The sequence below is a fragment of the Blautia sp. BIOML-A1 genome, from assembly GCF_009883055.1.
Lineage (GTDB): Bacteria > Bacillota > Clostridia > Lachnospirales > Lachnospiraceae > Blautia_A.
Genome location: NZ_WWVR01000023.1, coordinates 14,971 through 37,173, shown reverse-complemented (window position 1 = coordinate 37,173; position 22,203 = coordinate 14,971). Strand labels below are relative to the sequence as shown.

Annotated in this window: 21 protein-coding genes and 1 riboswitch; of the genes, 8 read left to right on the top strand and 13 right to left on the bottom strand. The window is 44.5% G+C overall.

What is annotated here, in order from left to right:
- Positions 1–136: 136 nt before the first annotated feature.
- The 6 genes from GT674_RS11105 to GT674_RS11080 form a co-directional block, all read right to left on the bottom strand.
- Positions 137–2,017, bottom strand: coding sequence for an ABC transporter ATP-binding protein (locus GT674_RS11105; protein ID WP_161285766.1), 1,881 nt, complete (start codon positions 2,015–2,017; stop codon positions 137–139).
- 16 nt (positions 2,018–2,033) lie between these two features.
- Positions 2,034–3,767, bottom strand: coding sequence for an ABC transporter ATP-binding protein (locus GT674_RS11100; protein WP_161285747.1), 1,734 nt, complete (start codon positions 3,765–3,767; stop codon positions 2,034–2,036).
- A complete protein-coding gene (locus tag GT674_RS11095; RefSeq protein WP_161285746.1) occupies positions 3,760–4,248 on the bottom strand; it encodes a MarR family winged helix-turn-helix transcriptional regulator in 489 nt (162 codons plus the stop codon). Before GT674_RS11095 ends, GT674_RS11100 begins: the two co-directional genes overlap by 8 nt.
- Positions 4,249–4,372: 124 nt before the next feature.
- Entirely contained in the window at positions 4,373–5,119 is a 747-nt protein-coding gene (locus GT674_RS11090) for an aminotransferase class IV (RefSeq protein ID WP_161285745.1), read from the bottom strand.
- Between the two features lie 23 nt (positions 5,120–5,142).
- The gene (gene pabB, locus GT674_RS11085) at positions 5,143–6,504 is read right to left on the bottom strand and encodes an aminodeoxychorismate synthase component I (RefSeq protein WP_161285744.1); all 1,362 of its coding nucleotides are present in this window, start codon (positions 6,502–6,504) and stop codon (positions 5,143–5,145) included.
- A 31-nt stretch (positions 6,505–6,535) separates the two neighbouring features.
- Entirely contained in the window at positions 6,536–7,111 is a 576-nt protein-coding gene (locus GT674_RS11080) for an anthranilate synthase component II (protein ID WP_161285743.1), read from the bottom strand.
- Positions 7,112–7,418: 307 nt separating this feature from the next.
- A riboswitch (THF riboswitch) is annotated at positions 7,419–7,515 on the top strand.
- A 223-nt stretch (positions 7,516–7,738) separates the two neighbouring features.
- Here GT674_RS11080 and folE point away from each other — a divergent pair.
- The 4 genes from folE to folK are packed head-to-tail and all read left to right on the top strand — an operon-like array spanning position 7,739 to position 10,434.
- Positions 7,739–8,296, top strand: a complete 558-nt coding sequence (gene folE, locus GT674_RS11075) for a GTP cyclohydrolase I FolE (protein ID WP_161285742.1) — start codon at positions 7,739–7,741, stop codon at positions 8,294–8,296.
- 11 nt (positions 8,297–8,307) lie between these two features.
- Positions 8,308–8,787, top strand: a complete 480-nt coding sequence (locus GT674_RS11070) for an HD domain-containing protein (RefSeq protein WP_173901935.1) — start codon at positions 8,308–8,310, stop codon at positions 8,785–8,787.
- 13 nt (positions 8,788–8,800) lie between these two features.
- Entirely contained in the window at positions 8,801–9,616 is an 816-nt protein-coding gene (folP, locus tag GT674_RS11065) for a dihydropteroate synthase (protein ID WP_161285740.1), read from the top strand.
- Complete coding sequence (gene folK / locus GT674_RS11060) at positions 9,616–10,434, top strand: 2-amino-4-hydroxy-6-hydroxymethyldihydropteridine diphosphokinase (RefSeq protein WP_161285739.1); 819 nt, start codon at positions 9,616–9,618, stop codon at positions 10,432–10,434. The genes folP and folK overlap by 1 nt, the downstream gene beginning before the upstream one ends.
- 30 nt (positions 10,435–10,464) lie before the next feature.
- Here the strand turns inward: folK and GT674_RS11055 are convergent, their stop codons facing one another.
- Positions 10,465–11,136 (bottom strand): YkgJ family cysteine cluster protein, encoded by a 672-nt coding sequence (locus GT674_RS11055; protein WP_161285738.1) that lies wholly within the window; start codon positions 11,134–11,136, stop codon positions 10,465–10,467.
- 154 nt (positions 11,137–11,290) lie between these two features.
- Between GT674_RS11055 and GT674_RS11050 the strand changes: the two genes are divergently transcribed.
- Together GT674_RS11050 and GT674_RS11045 are read left to right on the top strand one after the other, a co-directional pair.
- Complete coding sequence (locus GT674_RS11050) at positions 11,291–13,072, top strand: ABC transporter ATP-binding protein (protein WP_161285737.1); 1,782 nt, start codon at positions 11,291–11,293, stop codon at positions 13,070–13,072.
- A complete protein-coding gene (locus GT674_RS11045; protein ID WP_161285736.1) occupies positions 13,069–14,832 on the top strand; it encodes an ABC transporter ATP-binding protein in 1,764 nt (587 codons plus the stop codon). The genes GT674_RS11050 and GT674_RS11045 overlap by 4 nt, the downstream gene beginning before the upstream one ends.
- 131 nt (positions 14,833–14,963) lie before the next feature.
- Here the strand turns inward: GT674_RS11045 and GT674_RS11040 are convergent, their stop codons facing one another.
- The 4 genes from GT674_RS11040 to GT674_RS11025 all read right to left on the bottom strand — a co-directional run bounded on the left by GT674_RS11040 (position 14,964) and on the right by GT674_RS11025 (position 17,837).
- The gene (locus GT674_RS11040; RefSeq protein WP_161285735.1) at positions 14,964–15,377 is read right to left on the bottom strand and encodes a C-GCAxxG-C-C family protein; all 414 of its coding nucleotides are present in this window, start codon (positions 15,375–15,377) and stop codon (positions 14,964–14,966) included.
- 21 nt (positions 15,378–15,398) lie between these two features.
- The gene (locus GT674_RS11035; protein ID WP_161285734.1) at positions 15,399–16,997 is read right to left on the bottom strand and encodes an ABC1 kinase family protein; all 1,599 of its coding nucleotides are present in this window, start codon (positions 16,995–16,997) and stop codon (positions 15,399–15,401) included.
- An 18-nt stretch (positions 16,998–17,015) separates the two neighbouring features.
- Complete coding sequence (locus GT674_RS11030) at positions 17,016–17,390, bottom strand: hypothetical protein (RefSeq protein WP_192926021.1); 375 nt, start codon at positions 17,388–17,390, stop codon at positions 17,016–17,018.
- 66 nt (positions 17,391–17,456) lie between these two features.
- On the bottom strand, positions 17,457–17,837 hold the full coding sequence (locus GT674_RS11025; RefSeq protein ID WP_161285733.1) for a diacylglycerol kinase family protein: 381 nt from the start codon (positions 17,835–17,837) through the stop codon (positions 17,457–17,459).
- A gap of 203 nt (positions 17,838–18,040) precedes the next feature.
- Here GT674_RS11025 and GT674_RS11020 point away from each other — a divergent pair, with 203 nt between their 5' ends.
- Both GT674_RS11020 and GT674_RS11015 read left to right on the top strand, forming a co-directional pair.
- Positions 18,041–18,913 (top strand): phosphoribosylaminoimidazolesuccinocarboxamide synthase, encoded by an 873-nt coding sequence (locus tag GT674_RS11020; RefSeq protein WP_161285732.1) that lies wholly within the window; start codon positions 18,041–18,043, stop codon positions 18,911–18,913.
- Between the two features lie 186 nt (positions 18,914–19,099).
- Positions 19,100–20,395 (top strand): HlyC/CorC family transporter, encoded by a 1,296-nt coding sequence (locus GT674_RS11015; RefSeq protein WP_161285731.1) that lies wholly within the window; start codon positions 19,100–19,102, stop codon positions 20,393–20,395.
- A gap of 102 nt (positions 20,396–20,497) precedes the next feature.
- Here the strand turns inward: GT674_RS11015 and GT674_RS11010 are convergent, their stop codons facing one another.
- Both GT674_RS11010 and GT674_RS11005 read right to left on the bottom strand, forming a co-directional pair.
- Entirely contained in the window at positions 20,498–21,487 is a 990-nt protein-coding gene (locus GT674_RS11010; RefSeq protein WP_161285730.1) for a guanosine polyphosphate pyrophosphohydrolase, read from the bottom strand.
- A gap of 161 nt (positions 21,488–21,648) precedes the next feature.
- On the bottom strand, positions 21,649–22,197 hold the full coding sequence (locus GT674_RS11005) for a hypothetical protein (RefSeq protein WP_161285764.1): 549 nt from the start codon (positions 22,195–22,197) through the stop codon (positions 21,649–21,651).
- Positions 22,198–22,203 lie beyond the last annotated feature (6 nt).

The following is a 22,203-nucleotide window of genomic DNA, read 5'->3' as shown; positions in this document are numbered from 1 at the left end:
TTCATTCATTTTATTATATTTCCCGCAAATGTCAACACAATGGAAAGCAGTTTTTCTCTGAATAGAGTACTATAAAGCAAAAAAAGAAATGGCTTACGCCCTGCTGCCAGAACATCTGCCATTTCTTCGTTTCCTCTTATGAAAGTTCCAGTTTACCTGTGTAAAGCTGATAATAGGTGCCCTTCTGTCTGATCAGATCCTTATGATCACCTCTCTCGATGATCCTGCCGTGATCCAGTACAATGATCGCATCGCTGTTTCGAATCGTAGAGAGTCTGTGTGCGATCACAAATACCGTACGGCCTTTCATCAGGTTATCCATACCCTTCTGGACAATACTCTCCGTACGGGTATCGATACTTGATGTTGCCTCATCCAGGATCAGCACCGGCGGATCGGCAACAGCTGCTCTTGCAATAGAAAGAAGCTGTCTCTGACCCTGTGACAGTTCTTCACCGTCACCACTTAACATCGTATCATATCCCTTTGGAAGCATCTGGATAAACTGATCCGCATGTGCAAGCTTTGCTGCCGCATAAATCTCCTCATCCGTTGCATCAAGCTTTCCATAACGGATGTTATCCCTGATCGTTCCCGTAAACAGATGCGTATCCTGAAGAACGATACCCAGAGAATGTCTTAAATCATCCTTTTTAATCTTTGTGATATTAATTCCATCGTAACGGATCTTACCGTCCTGTATATCGTAGAATCGGTTGATCAGATTGGTGATCGTTGTTTTTCCTGCTCCGGTGGAACCTACAAAAGCAAGCTTCTGGCCCGGCTTTGCATAAAGGCTGATGTCATGAAGAATTGTTTTATCCTCGTTATAACCAAAGGTAACATCTTCGAATCTCACATCACCCTTAAGCTCAGTATAAGATACAGAACCATCTGCCGAATGCGGATGCTTCCATGCCCACATACCGGTTCTTTCTCTGCACTCTGTAATATTTCCATCGCCATCCTTTTTTGCATTGACAAGAGTCACATAGCCCTCATCGTCTTCCGGCTTCTCATCGATCAGATTGAAGATACGCTCTGCACCTGCAAGAGCCATGACGATGGAGTTAAACTGCTGTGCAACCTGCATGAACGGCTGTGTAAAGCTCTTGGTGAACTGCAGATAGGAAGCCATCACTCCAAGTGTGATCCCGCCAACTCCTGTGACAGAAAGGATTCCGCCAAGTACTGCGGTCAGGACGAACTGCAGATTTCCGATGTTTCCGATAACCGGTCCCATCATGTTACCATATTTATTTGCCTGTGCCGCACTTTCAAAAAGAGCTTCGTTCAGTTTGTCAAATTCCTCTTCGGATTTCTTCTCATGATTAAAAACCTTGACAACACGCTGTCCATTCATACGCTCTTCCACAAAGCCTGTCACCTCTGCCAGTGACATCTGCTGACGCACGAAATACTTTCCGCTTCTGGCACCGATTTTTCCTGTCACAAACAGCATCAGAAAAATGATCAGAACCGCCAGAACCGTAAGAAGCGGGCTTAAGATCAGCATGGAGATAAAAGTCACAATGATGGTAAACAGTGACATCAACGCCTGTGGGATCGCCTGACTGATCATCTGTCTTAAGGTATCCGTATCATTTGTATACAGACTCATAACAGAACCATTGGTATTCTGGTCAAAATAGCGAATCGGCAGAGTCTGCATATGCTCAAACATATCATCTCTTACTCTCTTTAACACACCCTGACCGATAAATACCATCATTCGGGTATAAATAAAGGTCGCAATGACACCAGCCAGGAAAATACACCCCAAAACTGCAAGTGCCTGATAAAGTTCGGCAAAATTCGGTTCCTTCTGTCCGATCAGCGGAAGGATAAAGTCATCCAGCAGATATCTCAGAGAGAGGGAAACTGCTGTGGTTGCAATCGCACTTAAAAGAATACAGACAAAAACAATGACAAACTGGAGTTTGTAAGTTTCTGTCACATACTTCAGAAGACGTTTTGCCGTTTTTTTGTTAAATTTCGGCTTGCTTTTCTGATTCATATCCGGTTTTTTCTGCTCACTCATCCTCTTCTCCTCCTTTCACCTGGGATTCATATACTTCTCTGTAAATATCATTGGTCTTAAGCAGTTCTTCTGAGGTTCCCACTCCGGAGATCCTTCCGCCGTCAAGAACAATGATCTGGTCTGCATCTTCAATAGATGAAACTCTCTGTGCAATGATAATCTTTGTGGTATCCGGAATTTCCTCCCGGAAAGCCTTACGGATCAGAGCATCTGTCCTGGTATCCACTGCACTGGTGGAGTCATCCAGAATCAGGATCTTCGGTTTCTTCAGAAGAGCACGTGCAATACACAGACGCTGCTTCTGACCACCGGAGACATTGTTTCCGCCCTGAACGATCATGGTATTGTATCCGGATGGAAATTCACTGATAAAGCCATCTGCCTGTGCGAGCCTGCAGACTCTTCTCACCTCTTCGTCCGAAGCGTGTTCATCACCCCAGCGAATATTTTCATAAATAGATCCGGAAAACAGGACATTTTTCTGAAGCACCATGGAAACCTGGTCACGAAGCACTTCAAGATTATAGTTTCTTACATCAATGCCGCCGACTTTGACAGAACCACCTGTCACATCATAGAGTCGCGGGATCATCTGCACCAGAGTAGATTTGGCACTTCCGGTTCCTCCGATGATTCCTACCGTCTGTCCTGCCTTGATATGAAGACTGATATCCTTCAGAGAAAGATTTCCATCCTTTCCGGCATAGCTGAAGTTCACATGGTCAAAAACAATATCTCCACTTGGGACTTCTTTTACGGCATCAGCTTTGTCCTGCATTTCAGGTACTTCGTTCAGAACCTCTGTAATACGGTCTGTGGAGGCCTCCGCGATCATAATCATGACGAATACAAAGGTTACCATGGACAGAGACATCAGAATCTGCAGTGCGTAAACGATAACACTTGTCAGTTCTCCGGTTTCCATGGTTCCAAATACAATACTGCGTCCACCGATTGCTGCGATCAGAAGAACCACTGTATACATCATAAACTGCATAACCGGAGAGTTCCATGCGACGATTTTTTCAGCCTTTGTAAACAGTGCATACACATATTCCGAAACTCCATGAAATTTTTTGATCTCATAGTCTTCCCTTACAAATGCCTTGACTACACGGGCTGCATTAACGTTTTCCTGGACAGAATTGTTCAGCTCATCATACTCATCAAATACCTTGATAAAATGAGGATGTGCTTTTTTTGCAATATAGATCAGCGTTCCTCCGAGAACCGGAATTACAACCAGGAACAGCAGAGCGATCTTTACATTGATAAGAAGTGTCATGACCCAGGACAGAAGCACCATGATCGGGGCTCTTGCCAGAAGGCGGATACTCATCATGTATGCCATCTGTACGTTTGTGATGTCGGTTGTCATTCGGGTGACCAGACCGGAGGTTGAAAAATGGTCAATGTTTTTGAAAGAAAAATCCTGCACCTTATAAAAAATATCATGGCGAAGATTCTTCGCATATCCTGCCGCTGCAACTGCCGCCATGTTTCCGGCCTGTACACCAAAAAACAACGCCAGCATCGCCATTGCGACCAGGACAATCCCCCTCTGTACAATGTAGCCCAGATCACCGTTCGCAATACCGATATCGATGATCTTTGCCATCTCCAGAGGGATAAGTACTTCCATCAATACTTCAAGAATAACAAGAATCGGAGCAAGAAGAGACTGCTTCCTGTATTCTCTGATGGATTTAAAAAGTGTCTTATTCATCTTTTTTGTTTTCCTCCTCGTTCATTTCTGAAATATTATGAAACATCTGCCACAAAATCTGCTTGCAGATTGTTACATTCTCCTGTGGGATTCCTTCCAGCAATTTCGCCTCTGTCTTCTGAATCTGCTCCAGAATCTTCGGCCGTATCTCTTCTGCCTTCGCAGTCGGGACAATTCGTTTCAGTCTGGCATCCCTCTTTACGCTTTCTCTCCTGATATAGCCATGACTCTCCATGAGCTTCAGGATACCTGTCACCGTAGATTTCCTGATCTGAAACTCTTCTTCTATGTCCTTCTGGTAAAGATCTCTGTGAAGAGATTCCAGAAGAACAAACTTCAGCACATGCTTCTGCATGACCGTCAGATCATCATTGGTGATTGCAGAATCCACATTGTTGCAGTTCCGCTTCATCTGATGCGACAACATATGGATGATTCTGCCCATGTGCATCTCTTTTAATTTTTCATCCGCTTCCTTCATTGAACCCTCCCTCCCTTCTGCGATATATTGTAAATTAGTTCGTTTCCTAACTTTCGCCATTATACAAATATACTTTTTTAATGTCAAGTTATTTTCCGGCATCTCACAAAAAAATGTCCCCGATCTACAGGGACATTTTCTGATTTTCATATAAACTTCGTACCTCGTCCGCCATGGTTCTGCGTGGAAAACAGATACTTCCAATCTGGCGTACCGGCATAATCCCCATAAGGGAATTTGTCACAAAACATTCATCATAATATATCAGTTCCTCCGGATAGATCACGGTTTCTTCTACATCAGAGATTTCAAGGACATACTCCCTTAAAATCCCCGGAAGAAGTCCGCAGAGAAGCTGTGGGGTGTAGATTTTATTCTTGCGGACAAAAAAGATATTGCTGACCGTACCCTCACAGAGCTGTCCTTTGGTGTTCATAAAAATACGTTCCTGAATACCGGCCGCTGTGGCTGCTCTCTTTTCCAGAATACAGTCTCCATAGTTCAATGTCTTATGATATACCATCGGCGAAGTTTCATTTCGTCTTACTTTACTGATATCTGCAACAAATCCCCGCAGATAAGCTTCTTCCGTATAGGGATTTCCCCGCATCTGAAAAATAAGATTCTCTTTGGAGAGAATGATCTTGATTGCTCCATGGCGGATATCTTCTGTTTTTTGTTCTGCAAGAAATTCATTTATCCTCTTTTTGGTGACTCCTCTCTCCAAAAGAGTACCAAGATCAAAGAACTGAGCCGCCTTCTCCATTCTCTGTAAATGCCGGTCCAGCAGGAGCAGTCTTCCATCCTCCGCTGCGATTGTCTCAAATACTCCCAGCCCAAACTGAAAGCCCTCATCCAATTTGATATCCATACGCCATACGCCTTCCTCCTATTTTATTTCAATGCTTCGAGAATCGCCTTCGCTTTCTGAAGTGTCTCTTCATACTCAAACTCCAGATCGGATTCTGCCGTAATACCGCCCCCGGCACCTAAGAAATATTTTCCGTCTTTATGAAGTGCTGTACGGATCACAATGTTAAAGTCGCAGTCACCGTCCAGAGTAAGATATCCGATAGATCCAGTATACAGGTTTCTTTTCCCATGTTCAAGCTCATCTATAATTTCCATCGCACGATATTTCGGTGCACCGGTGATCGAACCTCCCGGAAATGCTGCTTCCATAAGATCCACAAAGTTTTTGTCCTCTTCCAAAGTACCTTCTATATCTGAAACCAGATGAAATACTGTTGCATATTCTTCTACGGTAAACAGCTCGGTCACCTTTACGCTGCCTGGTTTGCATACACGGTTCAGATCATTCCTCTCCAGATCCACAATCATGAGAAGTTCGCTCTTGTCTTTTTCAGAATTCTCCAGTTCTGTCCGCATCAGAAGATCTTCTTCTGAAGTTGCTCCTCTTTTCCGTGTTCCTTTAATCGGTCTCGTATTGACATGACCCTTTTTCATCTTGAGGAAACGTTCCGGGGAGGCGCTGACAATCTGAAAATCACCATAATCCATGTATCCGCCGAAAGGAGACGGATTGTTCTTTCGAAGATCATAAAAAACATCCAGAGGCGGCTTCTCACTCTCTATCGTAAGCTGCTGTGTCATATTTGTGATATAGATATCTCCTTCTATAATATAGTGGATCATGTCATCTACCGCTTTTTTGTATTCTTCTTTTTCGAAATTCGGAGTGACAAGGATATCATAAGGAAGCTTCTGTTCTGCCTTCTTCTCTGGCTTCTGCCAAAGCTTCTGTTCTATTTTCCGGATTTTTGCAGAAGCATCCTCTGTGATTCCGTTTGCAGCCAGATAAGTTTCTTTTTTATGACAGTCTTCAATAATATAAACATCATAAAAAGTCAGTACCGCATCCGGAATTTTGACGAGATCCTTTTCACCGGATGGAACTCCCTGTAATTTACGCCCATAATCATAAGAAAAATATCCCACTGCCCCGGAAACCAGTGGAAGTTCACTTTCATTCCGATCCACATGGTCTCTCAGGTATTCTCTCAGATAATCTTCAAAGCTGATCTGCGTTTCTTCTTGTCCGTTGATCAGAAAGCTGTCTCCATCCCTGACCAGCTTCAGATATGGTTCTGCACCGATAATCGAATATCTTCCCAGATCATTGACCAGTGAAGAATCCAGGAACACACAGTCTTTCTCACCGGAGAATACACGAAATGCCTCCGCCGCCGGTATGTATGAATTTAATTTTTTAATCTGTCGTTGTTTATGATACATAATTTTTCCTTTCTGCATTTTTTTGTCTTACTTACATACTCTCTGCGATCCGGCAGAAATTTTCCAGTATTTCATGTCCATACTCTGTAAGCACTGCTTCCGGATGGAACTGTACGCCGTACAATGGCATTTCTTTGTGTGAAATCCCCATCACAGCACCGTCTTCCGCCACGGCATCTATCCTCCAGTCTGCCGGAACACTTTCCCGATCCACGATCAGGGAATGATACCGCGTCACCAGAAACCGCTCCGGAAGTCCACAGAAAACTCCGGTTCCATCATTGCGGATCGGTGTAACCTTTCCATGCATCGGACGCTCTCCCTTATGCACTGACGCACCGCTGCAGAATCCCAGCACCTGATGTCCAAGGCAGACTCCAAGGATTGGAATCCTTCCCTGAAATCTCCGGACGGTCTCAACACAGACTTCTGCATCCCACGGCCGTTTCGGTCCCGGCGAAAGAATGATTCCCTCCGGATTCATCTTTTCAATATCTTCCATCGTGATCCGGTCACTTCTCTTTACCTCGATCTCCCGGCCAAGTTCCTCAAAATAAGCTTTAAGATTATATACAAACGAATCATAATTATCAATCATCAAATACATATCTATTTCCTCCTGTATTCCCGAGAACAGACCGCTGTAATCTTCTATTACAATAAAAAAAGAGATAACAGCTGTGCACACGAAATGCACACAGTCGTTATCCCTGACGGTCCGTAATCTGTGAGTTATAAAGTAGCTTTATGCTACCACAGAGGGAGTTCTCCGTCAAGATTTATCTCAGCAAAAAAGTCTTACTCTTTCATTGTCATTTTTTTATCAATTTGCTGCAAAATGATACCTTTTTTCGATAAATTTTATCTTTTATATCACGTATATATATGCTATACTAGGTTCGAAATGAATGCTATGCAAAATAGGACTTTATGCGTCAAGTGTTCGGCGAATGGGGAGTTGTCGCTGAAACGAAAAGTACGTCTTACGGTATAGAGTCCGCACCCGTTGCAACAATAAGAAGATATATGACAATTCAGCAGGCAGTATTCTGTGAAATACTGAACAGCTAAGAAGATATCTCATATTGTGTAGGGATACGTTTTTCGACATACGTTCTATCACAATTGGAGATATCTTTTTGCTTTCATAAATCACAGTATTACCTCGACAAAAAAAAGACAATCTCCATGGTATCGTAAATTTTTATTTATATTTAAGGAGGTTGTTTTTTTAATGGTAGACAAAGCAAAAGTAAAAGAAGCCATCCGTCTTCTTCTCGAGGGAATCGGGGAGGATCCTGAACGCGAGGGACTTAAAGATACACCGGACCGCATCGCACGTATGTGTACAGAAATCTATGGCGGCCTCGACGAAGAAGCTGATCAGCATCTGCTGAAACAGTTTCAGGTAGAAAACAATGAAATGGTTCTCGAAAAAGACATCACTTTCTATTCCATGTGTGAGCACCATTTAATGCCATTTTACGGTAAGGCACATGTGGCCTATATTCCTGATGGCAAGGTAACCGGACTCAGCAAGCTTGCACGTACAGTAGATGTCTATGCAAGAAGACCTCAGATCCAGGAGCGACTGACCGTGCAGATCGCAGATGCTCTGGAACGTGTTCTTCAGCCAAAAGGTGTCATGGTCATGCTTGAGGCAGAGCATACCTGCATGACTATGCGTGGAATCAAAAAACCTGGCAGCAAGACCATGACTGTCATTACCAGAGGCGAATTCAAAAATAACATAGAGCTTCAGAAACAGTTTCTTGCCATGGTAAAGGACTGATGGATTCGCAGATGAAGAGAGTCCAGGCTGTCTGGGAACATCCTCTCTATCAGCAGAATCTGAAAGATCTGACCCGGCTGGAGGCAGACCGTGTTTTTTGCCGGCATACACCGGAGCATTTCCTGGATGTAGCACGTCTTGCCTACATCTTTGCACTGGAACGCAAATTAAACTGTTCCCGCGAACTGATCTACTGCACTGCCCTTCTCCATGACATCGGACGTGCAGAACAATATACCACCGGAACTCCCCATGACGAAGCTGGTGCCCGCATTGCAGAAACGATTCTTTCTGACCTTGACTTTTCTTCCGAAGAAAAAGAATCCATTCTCTCTGCGATCGAGGAGCATCGTTCTTCCGGTAAGGAGACTTCCATACTGAGTCAGCTCATCTATGAGGCCGACAAAAAATCCAGAAATTGTTTTCTCTGCGAGGCAGAGCCACAATGCTACTGGTCTCCACAGAAAAAAAATATGACGATTCAATATTAAAGGAGAATCTTTCATGAAAATAGGAAATCGTGAATTTGATGTAAAAAACAGAACATATATTATGGGAATTCTTAATGTAACTCCGGATTCCTTCTCCGACGGCGGCAAATGGAACTCCATGGATCATGCACTGAAACATGCAGAAGCCATGATTGCTGACGGTGCAGACATCCTTGATGTCGGCGGCGAATCTACCCGTCCTGGTCATACTCCGGTCAGTGCAGAAGAGGAAACCGCCCGCGTTGTTCCGATCATTGAGGCACTTCACAGCCATTTTGATGTACCGATTTCCGTCGATACTTATAAAGGAAGTGTCGCCGATGCTGCCATTTTGGCAGGTGCTGATCTTGTCAATGATGTCTGGGGACTCAAATACGACCCGGAAATGGCAGGGGTCATCGCTAAACATGATGTTGCCTGCTGCCTGATGCACAACAAGGAAACTTCACAATACAATAACTTCCTGATCGATATGCTTACAGAAACACAGGAATGTGTAAATATCGCAAAAAGAGCCGGCATTAAAGATGAGCGCATCATCCTGGATCCGGGCGTAGGCTTCGGCAAAACCTACGAGATGAACCTTGAAACCATGAATCATCTGGAACTTTTCCAGCACCTCGGTTTCCCGGTGCTTCTTGGAACCTCCCGTAAATCCATGATTGGCCTCACCCTTGATCTTCCGGTCGATCAGCGCGTGGAAGGTACTGTGGCAACTTCTGTCATGGGTGTCATGAAGGGATGTGCCTTTGTACGTGTACATGATATCAAAGAAAACAGACGTGCCGTACTGATGACGGAAGCAATTCTTGGAAGGAATATAAAATAATGGATAAGATTGAGATCAGAAATCTTGAGATTTTTGCAAACCACGGAGTATTTCCGGAAGAAAATGTACTCGGACAGAAGTTTGTTGTATCTGCCACTCTTTATACAGATACCCGCAAAGCCGGTCTGAGTGACGAACTGACTGCATCTATTCACTACGGGGAAGTCAGCCATATGATCACAAAATTCGCCAAAGAGCATACCTACAAGCTTCTGGAGGCTCTCGCCGAAAACCTCTGTCAGATGCTGCTCCATGAACTTCCTCTGCTTAAAAAGATCACTCTGCGCGTAGAAAAGCCATGGGCTCCTGTAGGACTTCCACTGGATACGGTCGCTGTCGAGATCACCAGAAGCTGGCACACCGCTTACATTGCTTTTGGCTCCAATCTGGGTGACAAAAAGAAATTTCTGGATAACGGGATCCAGGGACTTAGAGATACCGCTGACTGTGAAGTAGAAGCCGTATCCGAGTATCTGGTCACAGAACCCTACGGCGGCGTAGAACAGGACGAGTTTCTCAATGGTGTCTTAAGACTCCGCACTCTTCTGACTCCTGAAGAACTGCTTGACAGACTTCATGAACTGGAAGCAGAAGCCAACCGTGAACGTCTGATCCACTGGGGACCGCGTACCCTCGATCTTGATATTCTGTTTTATGACAATGAGATCATCGATACTCCAGATCTGCATGTTCCACACATTGATATGCAGAATCGAGATTTTGTTCTCAAGCCAATGGATGAGATTGCTCCATATTACCGCCATCCGGTACTGAACAAGACGATCCATCAGCTTCTCGATGAACTTTCTGCCAGATAAAACCTGACTTCAGACCTTCTGAACCCGGAGTTATACTCCAAGGCTCAGAAGGTTTTTTGCTTCTTCCAGCCGTTCATAAAACTGCACATAAAAATCCTGCGCTTCTTCATACGGTTTCGTATAAAAACGGCTGATCACATACATATTCAGGTTTTTGATCAGTTCCGTATCCTCTGTCTGATAAAATACCTCCTGCACATCCAGAAGAAACTGATGCCAGTCCCAGACAAACTTCTCATACTGCTTCAGATCCGGTGTATCGATCCATTTCTTTACCTTGATCTTGGAACGGTTTTTCTTTGCACATTCATGGATCTGAATAATATATTTAAAATTCTCCTCCGTATAATATCTTCCCAGTGGAAACAGCCGACAAAAACCGGGACGGATCGCATGTACAGAACATCTGCCTTCCTCGTTCAGAAACACACATCTCTCTTCTCTTCCCTGCATCCTCAGATGCGGAAGAATGTTTCCGTCTGAGACGCCAAGCTCCAGAACCGTACCAATCAGATCTGCCGGATTCCTGCCAAGTCCCCTTGCCAGACGACAGACATCGTAAGGATCCAGGATCACAGAATCTCCCATTCCTTTGCAACAGTCACAGCACCCTTTACAGTCCTGGCAGTCTGCCTTTACCATATCATTCGCATCATATAATCTTCCGTCAGAAATCTCTTCCAGAGTTACCTCACGCCGCATATTCTTACCTCATTTCTCTCTAAAATTGTTGCTGTCACTCCGTTCACAGCAACTTGGTCGTTACCTGAAATTCTTTTTCATTATCATTGCAAGCCTTATGATACAGGACTATAATAGGGATTGTCAATCATTAAGAAAACGGAGGAAACTTAAAATGCGATCTCTCGCAATCTATCTGAAAAATTACAGAAAAGAAAGCATTCTTGCACCTTTCTTCAAATTTCTGGAAGTTGTGTTTGACCTGCTTGTTCCTGTAGTTATTGCCCAGATCATTGATGTGGGTATCACGGGAAACAACCGTCCTTACATCATTCAGCGATTTTTTATCCTAGTCCTGATGGCGGCTGCCGGTCTGACCGTCAGCATCACAGCCCAGTACTTTGCAGCAAAAGCCAGTGTTGGCTTTGCAACGGAACTCAGGCAGGCCGTCTATGATCATGTACAGAAGCTTTCCTATACAGAGCTTGACACTCTTGGAACAGATACTCTGATCACCCGCCTGACTGATGATATCAATCAGGTACAGAACGGTGTAAATATGGGACTTCGTCTTCTGCTCAGAAGTCCGTTTATCGTACTCGGCTCCATGGTCATGGCATTCACTATCAATACACGATGTGCCCTGGTCTTCGCCGTTGCGATCCCATTTTTGTTCCTGGTCGTTTTTGTGATCATGTATCTCAGCATCCCTCTTTTTCGTAAAGTACAGAGTCGTCTGGATATCGTCACACGACTGACCAGAGAGAATCTTACCGGTGTGCGTGTCATCCGTGCTTTCTGTCGTGAAAAGGAATCTGTACAGGAATTTGACCAGAGCAACGAACAGCTCACCCGGTTAAATGAATTTGTCGGAAAGCTTTCCGCACTTCTCAACCCAGTGACCTATGTTCTGATCAATATCGCAACTGTCATCCTGATCAGCCGTGCAGGACTCCAGGTAAATATTGGAAACATGCAGCAGGGTGAGGTCGTAGCACTTTATAACTACATGGCTCAAATGATCGTGGAACTCATCAAACTGGCTTCTCTGATCATCACCCTCAATAAATCCGCAGCCTGTGCTGGCCGTGTGGCGGATATCCTCAAAGTCAAAACCTCTATGAGCTATCCAAAGACCTCCGCTGCGCCGTCTTCTGATGCAACTGCACTTGCATTTGAGAATGTTACATTTGCCTACGCTGGTGCCAGTGCACCAAGCCTCAGCAATATCAGCTTTTCTGTCCAAAAGGGGCAGACCGTTGGTATTATCGGCGGTACCGGAAGCGGTAAGTCTACTCTTGTCAATCTGATCGCACGTTTTTATGATGCCTCACAGGGTACTGTCCGTATAGATGGACAGGATATCCGCAGCTACAGTCAGCAGACGCTGCGGCAGAAAATCGGTGTCGTGCCACAGCGTGCAGCACTTTTTAAAGGAACGATCCGCGAAAACATGAAATGGGGCCGTGATGATGCCACAGATGCAGAAATCTGGGATGCACTCACAACTGCCCAGGCACGTGAGATTGTCGAGGGGAAAGACGGACAGCTTGATTTCAGACTGGAACAGAACGGCCGCAATCTTTCCGGCGGTCAGAAGCAGCGTCTTACCATTGCACGCGCCGTTGTCAAAAAACCTGAATTTCTGATCCTGGATGACAGTGCCAGTGCACTCGACTTTGCCACAGATGCAGCTCTTCGCAGATCTCTGCATCAGCTGAGCGGAAATGTTACCACCTTTCTGGTATCCCAGCGTGCTGCCAGTATCCGCCAGGCAGATCTCATTCTTGTCCTGAACGATGGCGAGCTGGCCGGAAAAGGTGTACACGAAAATCTGATCCGCTCCTGCGAGATTTACCGTGAAATCTACTTCTCACAATTCCCTGAAGAACGGGCACTCTATGATTCTTCAAAAACTGCCGTTTCCGGCAATGCTGCGGAGGTAACATTAGCATGAGTACAAACAACAAAAAAACATCAACTGCAGGAAGTGCCGAAACTCTCTTTAAAGTTCTGCACTTTATCGGCCGCTACCGTCTGCTTTTGATCTCAAGCATCATCCTGGCTTCTGTTTCCGTGGTCCTTCAATTGTATGTCCCGGTACTGTTCGGCGATGCAATCGACCAGATCATCGCAGAACATACGGTAAACTTCGAGATGATGTGGTATTATCTTTCCAGAATTCTTGTGATGGTCATCGTGTCCAGTCTTGCTGTGTGGGTCATGAATATCATCAACAACCGTATGACATTTCGCACAGTACAGGATATCCGTTCCAGAGCGATCCGCCATATCCAGGTACTTCCCCTCTCCTATCTGGATGGACACAGTACCGGTGATATCATCAGCCGCGTCATTGCAGATACCGACATTCTCTCAGACGGTCTCCTGCTCGGATTTACACAGCTCTTTTCCGGTATTGTAACAATCATCGGCACTCTGATCTTCATGTTTTCCAAAAACTTCTGGATCACACTGCTGGTCATTGTCCTGACCCCGCTGAGCTTCTTTGTAGCCAGATTTATTTCTTCCCGCTCTTTCCATATGTTCCGGAAACAGAGCGATGCGCGCGGTCGTCAGACAGCTCTTATCGAAGAAATGATCGGAAATCAGAAGATCGTTCAGGCATTCGGTTACGAGGATAAATCCTCTGCACGTTTTGCCGAAATCAATCAGGAGTTAAAAGAATGCAGTCAGAAGGCTATTTTTTACAGCAGCCTTACCAACCCGTCCACCCGCTTTGTCAACAATGTGATCTATGCCGGTGTAGCTCTGGCTGGTGCTTTTATGATCCCGGGCGGTACTCTGACGGTCGGCGGTCTTTCTGTACTTCTCTCCTATGCGAACCAGTACATGAAGCCATTCAATGACATCAGTTCTGTCATCACGGAACTTCAGAATGCCCTTGCCTGCGCAGCCAGGATCTTTGCACTTCTGGAAGAAACTCCGGAAAGTCCGGATCCAGAGGAAACTATTTCCAACGTCCAGGGCGAAGTCAATATCGACAATGTCAGCTTCCGCTATGTTCCTGACAAAAAGCTGATCGAGAACTTTCATCTGCATGCAGAACCCGGAAAGCGTATCGCAATCGTTGGCCCTACAGGCTGCGGCAAGACTACCTTTATCAATCTGCTGATGAGATTTTATGATGTGACCAAAGGAAGTATCTCCATTGACGGACACCCGATCGACCAAATCTCAAGGCATTCTCTGAGAAGTAGCTTTGGTATGGTCCTTCAGGAAACCTGGATCAAAAACGGCACTGTCCGTGACAACATCAACATCGGAAGACCCGATGCATCCGACGAGGAAATCATTGAGGCAGCAAAACGCTCTCACAGCTGGGAATTCATCCGGCGTCTTCCGGACAAGCTGGATACCATTCTCAAGGAAGACAGTTTAAGCCAGGGTGAAAAACAGCTTCTCTGCATCACCCGTGTCATGCTCTGTCTGCCGCCTATGCTGATTCTGGATGAAGCAACCTCAAGCATTGATACTCGAACTGAGCTGATGGTACAGGAAGCTTTTGAACACCTGATGAAAGGACGTACCAGCTTCATCGTTGCTCACCGTCTGTCTACCATCCGAAATGCAGATGAAATCCTTGTCATGAAAGATGGTGCCATCATCGAACAGGGTTCTCATGAAGAACTGATGGCAAAAGGCGGATTCTACCAGAATCTCTATAACAGTCAGTTTGTCAGAGTTTCTGAATAAAGCAAAAAAGAAGTCCTGCCTGAGGCAGAAGAAGATTTTGAGCTCTTCCTCTGCTTCGGCAGGACTTTTATGATCTGGAGTGCAGTTTGCCTTATATATGTCGGCATACTTCTGAATAGTTATATTCTTTCTTATTTCTGTGCAGCCAGATATTCCTCTGTCAGTGCAACTGCATCACGGATACAGTCCGGGCAGGCACGAAGCACTTTGCCGGTTTCTACCCCTTTAAGTTCTTTACAGAGATAAGAACCATTCTGCTCTGCAAATTTATTGATATATGCTTTGACTTTCTTATAGGTATCTCCCTTGGTCAGCTTTCCTTTCTCCGGATCACCGACACTGTTTTCAAGACCTATCACCATCATCATTCCGGACAGTGCACCGCACATATCCATGATTCCCATTCCAAATCCGAAACCTTCCGCAATCCTGAACATTTCCTCCTGGTCGATACCGAATTCCTCACAGAATGAACATGCAACTGCCTGTGCACAGTTGTATCCTTTGTCATGAAATGCGATTGCCTTTTCTGCCTTTGTACTCATTTTAAAGTTCCTCCTTTAGTATCATTTATTTGAAAAAAAATGTTTGATAAACACATACATCACAATAATAAATGCACTGACATATCCCAGTGCTCCCAAAGCCGGGATTCCACATAATTTCGGCTTCATATCTGTCGTACAGATGATACTGGAACTGATCAGAAGCGCCATCACCCAAAGTCCCATTACAATATTTCGCACAAGTCTTCGCAGCAGCCTTGAAAGATCATTTGCCACATGAAGATCCAGATTGATCTTGGTCTGTCCCTTCATACAGCCCTGAAGGAAGTCCGCCGTAAGAGACGGAACCTCTATGGACTTCTTAAAAGCACGGTAAAGATTCCTGCTGTTTGCCTTGATTTCTTTTTTCCAGCTTCCCTCACTTAGGAATTCTTCTTTGATGCGTGCCGCTGCTATCTGAACCATGTTGATCTCCGGACTGATATCCGCCAGAACGCCTTCTACATGTGTCAGTCCTCTTGCCAGCATCGTCAGTCCATGCGGCATCATGATCTTATTTTCTTTCATGACTTCCATGAGGTCCACCATAACCTCTGCCAGATCAATATTTCCGATATCCGCTGTCCCATATTTCTCCATAAGTTCCTGAATATCCTGATAAAGTCTGCTGTGATCCGGTTTTCCCTTAAATTCTCCCAGTGCCAGCACTGCATCCTGGATTTTGCCGATATCCTTAAACGCTACGCCTTCCACGGCCTGACTGATCAGCTGCCGGTCTCTCTCCGTGAGCCTGCCCATCATTCCCATATCGATCCAGACAATCCTGCCGCCCTGGATCCGTACATTGCCGGGATGAGGATCCGCATGAAAAAAGCCATCCTCGATCACCTGCCTGATAAAATTATCTACGAACTTACTTCCGATCTCGTTCAGATCATATCCATTCTGAAGAAGCTTCTCTTTGTCATTGATCGCAATGCCGTCAATATACTCCATGACCAGTACATGTGTTGTCGTATATTCCCTGTACAGGATCGGTACTTTTACAAAAGCGACGCCCTTGTTCTTTTTGGCAAATTCTGAAATATTGGCAGCTTCTGTAAGAAAATTCATCTCCTCCTGCGTCACTGTCCACAGTTCGCTCAAAACCATGTTCAGATCCACAGCACCCTTGATACTTACCGGCGGCATCAGCCGCACTGCTTTGTGCATCAGACCAATATCCCTGGCCATCGTCTCATAAATACCCTTGCGCTGTACCTTGATGACAACTTCCTCGCCTGTTTTCAGCGTTGCACGATGGACCTGTGCAATAGAAGCAGAGCCCAGCGGTTTCTCCTGAATCTGCTGAAATTCAGCCTGCCACGGACATCCCATGGATTCCTCCAGTACCTCGATCACTTCCGAAAAAGGCATCGGCGGTACTTCAGAACACAGTTTCATCAGTTCGTCACAGTATCTCTTTGGCAGGATATCTGATCTGAGAGACATAAGCTGGCCCAACTTGATATAAGTTGGGCCCAGATCTTCCAGTATAAGACGAAGTTTCTCCGGAGAGATTCCCCGTGTGATAGAATGTTTCTTCAGAACAGCTGTGATTTCCTTCAGACGGTCTCCGTATCCGTTTTTTTGTTCTGTTTCTCTGTCTGATCTGCTCATTTGCTGCTCCGTTTCTCTTTATTCTTCCGGTGCTTTCTCTGTTTCTTCTGCCGGTTCTTTATCCTCTGAGATTTCTTCTTTCTTTTCCTCTCCTGCCTTCGGTGCTTCCATCTTGAGAATCTGTTCTTTCAGCTCTGCAAGCTGCTCCGGTGAAAGTTTCGAAAGAGTATCCCGGATATCTTCCTTTGGAGCTTCCGCTGAAGAAGAAGTCTTGGTCTTGATCGTTTCTTTGATGTTGTGCTTCAGTTCCTGATTCAGAACCTTGCCCTGCTCTACAGTGAGTTCACCCTTCTTAACCAGTTCATCCAGAATTTCTCTTGATTTCTCTGCTGTCACTGCAACTGTTCCTACTCCTGCAAGTAAAAGTTTCTTAAGTCCGTCTCCTAATTCCATAATGTGTCGCTCCTTTCGTTGGATCTGTCATTCATTATGAACGACTCCCTGCAAAACAAATCTGCCTTATAGTTGTCTCAGAAACATAAGTCCCTTCGGTACAAATATCAGAAGCCCGATGACCGCAGCCATGATCGCAGCGATCAGAACCGCTCCGGCAGCTGTGTCCTTGGCAATCTTCGCAAGCGGATGGCGTTTCGCAGTCACAAGATCTACCACCGCCTCCACCGCTGTATTGACCAGTTCCAGTGCCATCACAAGTCCGAATAGTCCCAGACAGATGCACCATTCTGTAACCGAAAGTCCCAGAATAAATCCTGCAATAATAACAAGAAGCGTAACTGCGACATGTATCTTCATATTCCGTTCGTTTCTGATACAGGTAAAAATCCCCTCAAATGCATAGCCAAAGCTTCTGTACAGAGGCTCCTTCTTTCTGCCTGCCATTTCGCTCACCTGCCTTCTGATTTTCTCCCTCTGGTGGTTAAAGATATTATACCAGAATTATCTTAAAACAACCAGTCCTCTGTATATTTTTTTGTATTTATTCACATGCCCGTCAAAATCACTCTTGACATCCCCATACAAAAGATGATACCTTACTACATGTAAAATTTCCAATCAAAAACCAAATGACGAGGTATGAGAAGATGCAGGAATTAAAACCAATTAAAGAAGGTAAAGTACGTGAGATTTATGACAACGGCGACAGCCTGATCATGGTTGCTACTGACCGTATCAGCTGCTTTGATGTCATTCTCAACAACGAAGTCACCAAAAAAGGTACCGTACTGACACAGATGTCCAAATTCTGGTTCGATATGACAGAGGATATTCTGCCCAACCATATGATTTCTGTCGATGTAAAGGATATGCCGGAATTTTTCCAGCAGGAGAAATACGACGGTAAATCCATGATGTGCCGTAAGCTCAATATGCTTCCGATCGAATGTATCGTTCGTGGATATATCACAGGAAGCGGCTGGGAAAGCTACAAAGAAAACGGCACTGTCTGCGGCATCAAGCTTCCAGAAGGTTTAAAAGAATCTGATAAACTGCCGGAGCCGATCTACACACCATCTACCAAAGCAGAGATTGGCGATCATGACGAAAATATTTCTTTCGAGCAGAGTATCGATCACCTGGAGAAATATTTCCCTGGAAAAGGACGTGAACTCGCAGAAAAACTTCGTGACAATACTATCGCATTATATAAGAAATGTGCAGAATACGCACTGAGCAAGGGAATCATCATTGCAGACACCAAGTTTGAATTCGGTCTTGACGAAGATGGAAACATGGTGATCGGTGATGAGATGCTCACTCCTGACAGCTCCCGTTTCTGGCCTCTGGAAGGCTATGAACCAGGACATGGACAGCCATCTTTTGACAAACAGTTCGCCCGCGACTGGCTCAAGGCTAATCCGGGAAATGACTGGACACTTCCTCAGGAGATCGTTGACAAGACAATCGCCAAATATCTTCAGGCATACAAGATGCTCACAGGCACAGAACTTGCATAATATATGTTTTTATAACTGCCCGATATCCCGTCGGGCAGTTTTTATATTATAAGTAATCCAGTATATCCTTTCAGGTTCTTTTTTAAGAACTTGCCAAAGCCATAAAAACAGTATATAATGAAAACTGCATATTTTTACCATTAAGGTATGTATTTTATCAAAACACCAAAGGAGTGAACATTTAAAGTGGACATACGTGACACTTACCAATTTATCATACTTGCTGTTCTGCTGGCACTTTCTGCATTCTTTTCCTCAACAGAGACTGCACTGATGTCTGTAAACAGAATCCGCCTTCGTGCCCTGTCAGATGACGACAACAAGCGTGCCGCCCTGGCTCTGGATATTCTGGAGAACCATACACCCAAGATGCTCAGTGCTATTCTGATCGGCAATAATATCGTAAACGTATATGCATCATCTCTTGCAACTACACTCGCATATCATCTGGGCGGTTATATGGTCAGCATTGCAACACTGGCACTGACTGTTGCGATTCTGGTATTTGGAGAGATCACCCCTAAGAACTATGCTACGATCAATTCCGAGAAGATTACTCTTCGCTACATTACAGTAATTCATTTTCTGATGACTGTCATGACGCCGGTAATCTTTGTGATCAACCTGATCTCGAGATTTTTCCTGTATATTCTTCGTGTAAATCCGGACGATGTCAACAATGTCATGACGGAGGAAGAATTGCGTACCATCGTTGATGTAAGCCATGAGGATGGTGTCATCGAATCCGACGAGAAGAAAATGATCTACAATGTTTTCGATCTCGGTGATGCAGATGCCAAGGATATTATGGTTCCCCGTGTAAATGTAACGTTTGCCAATGTAAATAACACCTATGAGGAACTGATCGATATTTTCCGCACTGACAGATTTACCCGTCTTCCTGTCTATGAAGACACACAGGACAATATCGTCGGAATCGTCAATATGAAGGATCTTCTTCTTTACAATCAGGATGATCCCTTTGATATCCGCAACTTTCTTCGCAAGCCTCATTTCACCTATGAATACAAGGATATCTCCGATCTTCTGGTAGAAATGAGAGAATCCACCTTCAATATCGCCATTGTTCTCGACGAGTACGGTGAGATGACCGGTCTTATCACTCTGGAAGACATTCTTGAGGAAATTGTCGGTGAGATCCACGATGAGTACGACGAAAACGAAAACGAACTTATCAAGAAAATTTCTGACCGCGAATATATTGTTGAGGGATCCATGAGCCTGGATGACGTCAATGATCATCTGCATACAGACTTCACCTCTGAGGACTATGATTCCCTCGGTGGTCTGATCATCGAACACCTGGATCGCATCCCGGAAGATGGTGATGAGGTCATCACCGAAAATCATACCCGGCTCGTCGTTGACAAGCTGGACAAAAACCGTATTGAACGGGTACATGTCTACCTTCCTGAAGCTGTGGCTGATGAATCAGATGCAGACGAAGATAAAGAAGCCTAATTACAAAGTATATAAAGTAAAAAAGCCTGCCGCAGCGATCATACAGATCCACCGCGGTGGGCTTTCTTTTTATCATTACAATCTGCCTTTATTCCTATTTTGTTAATCTATCAGATCATTCTGAAATCTGGATAAATGCTCATACGGAAGAATCAGTCTTCCCCGAAACAATCCGCATCCATCATTGATCAGACTGTTATTTACCGCTGCGAACATATTGACGTCCACTTTCGAAAGTTCCAGATTCTGAAGACGCATTCCTCTCTCGTATGCCTCATCAAAATACACACTCTCTCCCTCCGGGATCGCATCTCTCCGGGATCTTGCTTTATCCTGTCCCTTTTCGTAGCCCAGATGATTTGCCGGACCAATTTCTGCCACGTCATCCATAGATTTTGTACGAAGCTGAACCTCCACAAAACATCTGGAACTGTTATCATAAAATGTGATATGCAAAGACCGGTAATCCTGCGGACTTTTTCCCATAATATAGTCACGGTAATACGGACGAACCTCATCCTTCATAAACTCCGACGAACTTTCCATAACCCCTCTCGCCGGTTCCACTGTAAAGCCTCTCTCCTCCAGAAATTCCGGAAGCGCATTCGCAATCTCATAAAGATATTTTTCTTCTTCTTTTTCTCTGTCCTGTCCACTCTTCAGATGGCATTTTGGCATAGCGATCACAATCCTGTACGCGATCAGGTCACGGAAACAGCTCAGACGGTTTCTGATTTCAGAGACAGACGGATAGGTTCCATGCACCATATGATAATCATAAATATATTCTACAATATATCCGTTAAATTTCTCCTCTGCGCGGATCAGTGATTTAATCCTTCCTTTAAATGTAAAAGCCAGAAATGGATACTCTCTGGCCATATATTTATAAAATTCACGAATTTTCTGCGACTGTGCCGTAAGGAAATCATTATGCTCCAGAAGTTCTGTGATCTGCAGCAGGAAATTACAGTGTGCCAGATCAATTTCATTCTTGTTTTTTCTTGCATCTTTTCTGAGATCTTCTGAGTAATTATGCAAAATTCTCAAAAGTGTATCTCCCGAATACAGATAATCATTCAGTGTGATCATATAAACCGTCATCTCCCCTGTTCTTTTATCAGACAGCATTTTCCTGAAACACTGCCTGTCGGATAAAATATGTTCCTCTCATTATAATATAGTTTTCCTTCTCGAACAAGGTTTTTCCCTGCATAAATATCCAGTTTAATATTTATACTTGCTTCTTATATTTATACCCTCTTATAGATGATCGGATCATCATACCCAAAGGTTCTCTTTCCGTTTACCTCCATGCTCTCGGATACTTCCAGACATTCCCCGGAAAAACGTTCCCACAGTTTAAATTTCATGACCGGAGTAAACTGACTTGTGCTGCCGCCCTCCCAGGCGCCATCCTTTTCATGATAAAGTGCCGGTGTAAATTTCGCCGACTTTTTGAGTTCACTGTATTCCACCGGCTGCATCGAAGCATATGTGAAGGTATTCTTGGCATTTCCCTCCGGTATCTCATAAGATGAAAGCAGAATCCCCTCCTCTTCTTCTGTGAATAAGAAAAGATGTGCAGACGCATGCTTCTTCCCATCTGTCTCGTAATAACTCTCTTCTACAAGAAATTTTCCCTGAAAATCTGCGGGGAGATTCTTGATCTTGTCATTGCAGACTGTGTTGACATGTTCCGCATAAGGATATAATTTTCCTGCTTTCTGCATCCTGGCATACTGTTCCTTATTATCAAAATGTCCTGTCAGAACCTTCATAAAGCTTTCAAGCTTTGACATGTTTTC